The organism is Mesorhizobium sp. M2A.F.Ca.ET.039.01.1.1 (assembly GCF_003998035.1).
Taxonomy (GTDB): Bacteria; Pseudomonadota; Alphaproteobacteria; order Rhizobiales; family Rhizobiaceae; genus Mesorhizobium.
On the sequence record NZ_RZRY01000817.1, the window covers coordinates 1 to 2526 of the forward strand.

Annotated in this window: 2 protein-coding genes; both read right to left on the reverse strand. The window is 63.4% G+C overall.

Annotated features, from left to right (window positions below):
- Nucleotides 1–129: 129 nt before the first annotated feature.
- Complete coding sequence (locus tag EOA24_RS34145) at nt 130–1596, reverse strand: lipopolysaccharide biosynthesis protein (RefSeq protein WP_126079792.1); 1467 nt, start codon at nt 1594–1596, stop codon at nt 130–132.
- Nucleotides 1596–2526: glycosyltransferase (locus tag EOA24_RS34150; RefSeq protein ID WP_133374760.1), on the reverse strand; the 931-nt coding region annotated here is incomplete at its 5' end. The genes EOA24_RS34150 and EOA24_RS34145, both read right to left, overlap by 1 nt.

Below are 2526 nucleotides of genomic sequence, written 5' to 3' on the forward strand. Positions count from 1 at the left end.
GCCGAAAAGCTCGGCCGGTTCGTCGGCAAGCTTGAAGACTACCGCCGCACCATCCTCCAAGCCGTGCTCGAGGAACATGCTTCGGCGATGTCTGCCGCGGAGTTGCTGAAGCCTCTCATGGCCAAGGCATCAGCGCAGATTGCGCGCGATGTTGGCAAGCGTGGTGAGCAGTATCCTGCGCGGCTGGGGGAAGATCGCCATAAGGACGAAGGCAAGCCCGTAGTCGAGGCATAAAGCCAGGACGACGGCGAGAAGGTCCGACTGGCCGGTAAGGGACGCTGGCAGGCCGAGATAGGCAAGCCAGGCAAGCAGGGACGATGCAATGAAAAGGCCCTGCATGATCAGGAAGTCCCCTGCCGTCACCGGCCCGACGCGGTGGATCATGACCGCGAGCACCGGCACGCGCAGAACGTAGCCGCTGATCGCGTAGGCGGCCGCGACGCCGACGGCGCCCCAATGCAGGCCGACGACAAAAGAAGCCACGGTGGTGAGCGACGAGTAGGCGCCCCACTGGAACATGGCCTTTGTCTTGCCCTGGCAGATGAATATCCAGCCGGTGGTGCTCGATACGGATTGCATCAGGCTGGCGATGCCCAGCCACGCGAAGATTGGCGCCACGGCGGTCCAGCGCGGCCCGAAGAGAAGCGCGACCACCTGTTCGGAAGTCAATGTCAGCGCGGCGATGCCGGGCATGGTCACGGCCGCCAGCATCCAGTTGGTGCGCACGTACAGATCGCGGAACCGCACCTTGTCCTCGTGGATGCGGCTGAGCAACGGCACCATCACGCGCGTCAGCGGCTGGGTGATGTTTTGCAGCGGAAACAGGAGAAGTTTGTAGGCCCGGTCATAGTAGCCAAGCTCGATCGCTCCGGAATATTTTCCGATCAGGATGTTGTCGAGATTGCGTGAAAAGAAATTGACGAGATTGAAGCCGGTCAGATTGGCGCCGAACGACAGGATCTCGCTCTCGACCCTGAAGTCCGGACGCGACGGCGTCCAGCGCACCACCAGCCATGCGGCGCCGAGCGCAACGACCGCCGCCACGGCCGGCCCCAGCACCAACGACCAGTATCCCATTCCCGCCCAGGCCGCGATGGCGGCAGCAACAAGACCGGCGGCCGCCGTTATGACATCGTTGAAGGCCAGCTGGCCGAACTGCAGGTGACGGTTCATCAAGGCGAGCGGGACGGCTGCGATGCTGCCGAGAAGCAACGGCAGCGCGGAGGCGACCGTGATGCCTAACATGCGCTGATCGCCGTAGAAGCCGGCAATGGCCGGGGCCAATGCCGCCACTACCACCGCGCTGCCCAATCCGACCAGCGCGCTTATCCAGAACACCTGATTGAGCTGCCTGTCGCTGATGTCCTTGCGCTGGACAAGAGCCTGCTGCAGCCCGAGATTTTGCAGAAGCCCGACAAAGGCGACGATCGGCCCGACCGACGCCACAAGGCCGAAATCTTCCGGCAGCAGCAGCCGGGCAAGGATGATGACCGAGAGGAACTGGATCACCATCTTGAAACCCTGGGCACCGGCAGTGACCAGCCCGCCGCGCAGGGCGACGCGTCCGAACTGCGGCAGGGGCGGGTTAGCGTTCATCAGTGTGCTCTCGTTCCAGCCAGTTCAATCGCAATCCGTGCGAACCGCTGGTTCAGCACGTCGGCATTGAAGTCTGTTTCTATCTTGCGCCGCGCGGCGATCGCGATCGGCTCGCACAGGACCGGGTTGTCGGCGACCCAGACGAGTTTGGCGGCCAACGCCGCAACGTCCCGTTCCGGCGCGAGGAAGCCGGTTTTCCCGTCCTCGATCAGTTCGGGTATCCCTGAATGGTAGGTGCTGACCACCGTCAGTCCGGCAGCCATCGCCTCCATCAGGGCGACCGGGATGCCTTCGAGGTCGCCGTTGTGGGCGCTTACGCTGGGCAGCACGAAGACATGCGCGTCCCGCAAGCGCTGCTTGACCTCCGCATGCGGCCTGGGGCCGAGGAAATCGACGCGCCCGGCGATGCCGAGCTCGGCGGCCAGTCGTTTCAATTGCTCCAGCAATTCGCCGGCGCCGATCACCGAATAGTTCCAGTCATCACGCGGCAGCCTGGCCAGCGCGCGAAGCGCATATTCAACGCCTTTTTTTTCGGTCAGACGACAGACCGAAATGAACGACAGCGTCTCATTCTTCCAGGATCGCCACCGGTATTCTATCTCGCCGGGTCGAACGCCCATATGGTGCACGACGACCTCGCCCGGCGGGGCGCCGACCTCGATAAGGGCATCGCGAAAGAAGGCATTCACCGGCATCTGGAGGACGCCGTTCTCGAACACCGTCCTGTAGCGCGCCAGCGTGTTGTCATGCATCGGGCCGCCGACGTCGTTGCCGTGGAAGACGGTCACCAGCGGCGCGGAAATCCGCCCACGCTTGATGACACGCGCCACCCGCAAGCCGTTCGTGCCGAAATGCGCGACGATGACATCAGCCTTGTGCAATTTGCGCGCGTACAGGAGGTCGATGGCGGTCGAGAGCTTGTCCCAAGAC